2 protein-coding genes and 1 pseudogene are annotated in these 2,579 nt (G+C 63.5%); all 3 read right to left on the bottom strand.

Annotation, left to right across the window (positions count from 1 at the left end; all coding sequences use genetic code 11):
- Positions 1-146: 146 nt before the first annotated feature.
- Positions 147-1,202 (bottom strand): DNA polymerase III subunit delta', encoded by a 1,056-nt coding sequence (locus EOA86_RS30185; RefSeq protein WP_128344973.1) that lies wholly within the window; start codon positions 1,200-1,202, stop codon positions 147-149.
- Positions 1,199-1,870 (bottom strand): dTMP kinase, encoded by a 672-nt coding sequence (gene tmk / locus EOA86_RS30180; RefSeq protein ID WP_095520597.1) that lies wholly within the window; start codon positions 1,868-1,870, stop codon positions 1,199-1,201. Before tmk ends, EOA86_RS30185 begins: the two co-directional genes overlap by 4 nt.
- Before the next feature lie 159 nt (positions 1,871-2,029).
- Positions 2,030-2,579, bottom strand: a pseudogene (locus EOA86_RS30175) (D-alanyl-D-alanine carboxypeptidase); the annotation flags it as partial.

The following is a 2,579-nucleotide window of genomic DNA, read 5'->3' as shown; positions in this document are numbered from 1 at the left end:
CCGATATGCGGTTTGCCGTTCGGATAAAAAATCGGCGTCGTGAGGTAGTATTTATCGCGTGCCATGGATGAGCCGTCATGAATGTCTGAATGAAAGATGCCGGTGAGATATCGCATCGAAACGGCGATTGCCATCCCGATGGGCCGTCACATTCGCATTGCAGAATTCAAGCGGTCGATCATGGTCAAGGCGTGCTGCTTTTTGTCGAGATTGTACGTGTCGGTTTCAGATATAGCGTTCAAAGCCTCGTGCCAAGTATCCGACAGCGTTTTCGCCCGCGCCAGATCGCCCGCCAGCGCGGCCTGGCTTGCCCCGGTCGAGAGCAGGTCGAGCGCACGGCGATTGAAGATATCGAACTGAATCGCCTGGTCGCGACCGGCGACCGCTTCCGCGAGGCGATAGGCACCGGCAACATCGCTCTTTCTTGCTGTCGCCAGGGCGTCGAGCGTCTCGGCGATTTCCAGCCCGCCATACTGCGTCAACAGGATAGCGGTGCGCGCGCTGCCCCCTGCCCGCTTGGCCAGTGCCGCGCGCGCCGCGGGATCGTCCGGCGGCGGTGGTTCGACGCTCTCCAGAACCGTCATCAGGCTCTCGGCGTCGAGCGGCGTCAGCCGCACCATCTGACAGCGCGAGCGGATCGTCGGCAGCAGGCTGCCCGGCGCATGGACGATGAGGATGAACAGTGTGCGTGCCGGTGGTTCTTCAAGATTCTTCAACAAAGCGTTGGCCGCATTGGTATTCATGTCGTCGGCCGGATCGACGATCACCACCCGGTAGCTACCGTCATGCGAGGTCAGCGACAAGAAGCGGCTGACTTTGCGGATCTCATCGACGGTGACGACCGTCTTGAAGCTCTTCGTCTTGTCGTTCGGCGGGCGGGTCAGATGCAGCACCGAAGGATGCGCGCCGGTGGCGATCTGGCGAAACAGCGATGACGCCGGATCGGGAACGGCAAGGACTTCCGGCGCCTGTTCGAACGCGGGATGCTTCAACAGATGATACGCCAGGTGAAAGGCGAGCGTCGCCTTGCCGATGCCGACCGGTCCGACAAATGTCAGCGCATGCGGCAGCTTCCCGGAACGATAGGCTGACGCCAGCATGTTCGCCGCCTGGCCATGCCCGACCAGACGCGGCGTCTCGGATGGCTCCGGTACGCCGTCCAGCGTGTCGTGCTGTTCTGGTGCGATCCGTTCGAAAATCATCCCGGCGCCTGCTTCCTGTGCGCCGGCGTCATCGTCTCCAGTGCCGCGAATACGGCGGCGGTGACGACGTTCTCCACCGTGTCGGGGTCGGCGGACGCGTCGACGACGATGCAGCGCTCGGGTTCTGCCGCGGCGATTGCCAGAAAGGCTTCGCGGCGGCGCTGGTGGATATCAAGCGTTTCCTTTTCGAAGCGGTCGGCGCCGGCATCGGTGCCCCGCCGTGCCGTGGCGCGCCGCAGTCCTTCGGCCGGGTCGATATCGAAGATCAGCGTCATGTCGGGCACCATGCCATTGATGGCGACCTTTTCCAGCGCGCCCATGAACGCCGGATCGAGGCCGCCGGTGACGCCCTGGTAGACGCGCGAGGAGTCCATGAAGCGATCACAAAGCACGATCGAGCCGCGTTCGACGGCCGGCCGGATGACCTGCTCGACATGGTCGGACCGCGCGGCGGCGAAAAGCAGCGCCTCCATCCTGGGGCCGAATGGCTCGGCAGCCCCGGAAAGCAGGACATGCCGGACCGCCTCTGCGCCTGGCGAGCCCCCCGGTTCACGCGTGACAAGGACATCGTATTTCTTGGCGCGCATCTTACTGGCCAGCCGCTCGATTTGCGTCGACTTGCCTGCCCCTTCTCCGCCTTCGAAGGTGATGAAAAATCCGTGCACCAAAGCCTATATCCATGCTGCGGGACCGTAATAGTCCTGACTTGAGAAAAGGTCCACGCCACGGTGCCAAACCGCGTCGCGTCTGAAGAGATGCGACGCGCATTATGCCCTTTTCATGCGTGTCGTCGCCGCAAACTGCTGAGCACTTTTGGGCGACACGCATTAACGCAGCCAGCCGACGGCCAGTTCCTTGGCGGCATCGAGCGCGCGTTGCGGCAGCGAGCCGACGCCGATCGATTCGGCCGCGAAAAGCGGCGTCTCCTGGCTCAGCGTATCACCGATCCAGACCCGCAGCGCACCCACTGGTTGCCCCTCCTCCACCGGGGCTGCAACCGGCCCGTCATAGACGATCTTGGCGGTCAGCTTGTCGCGGTTGGCGATGGGCAGGAAGATGACCACGGGCGCTTTTGCCTTCAGCGCCACGCCGGATTTCGCACCGCCGAAAACCTGGGCCTCGCCGACCACCTCGTCCTTGGCGAAAATCTCGGTCTTCTGGAAGGAACGAAGGCCCCAGTCGAGCAGCTTTCGCGCTTCCTCGGCGCGCTCGCGGTCGCTTGCCAGGCCGCTCATCGCCGCAATGACCCGCCTGCCACTGTGGCTGACCGAGCCGACGACGCCGAAGCCTGATGCCTCGGTCCTGCCGATCGCCAGGCCGTCGGCGCCGGTATCCATCGCCAGTAGCGGGTTGCGGTTCCTTTGGGTGATCTTGTTG

Origin of the sequence: Mesorhizobium sp. M5C.F.Ca.IN.020.32.2.1, assembly GCF_004023105.1 — a bacterium.
Taxonomy (GTDB): Bacteria; Pseudomonadota; Alphaproteobacteria; order Rhizobiales; family Rhizobiaceae; genus Mesorhizobium; species Mesorhizobium wenxiniae.
The sequence above is the reverse complement of the archived record's forward strand: the minus strand, read 5'-3'. Positions and strand labels throughout refer to the sequence as shown.

Coding starts and splice junctions, on each gene's coding strand:
- EOA86_RS30185 (WP_128344973.1), bottom strand. CDS start 1,202: ATGATTTTCGAACGGATCGCACCAGAACAGCACGACACGCTGGACGGC.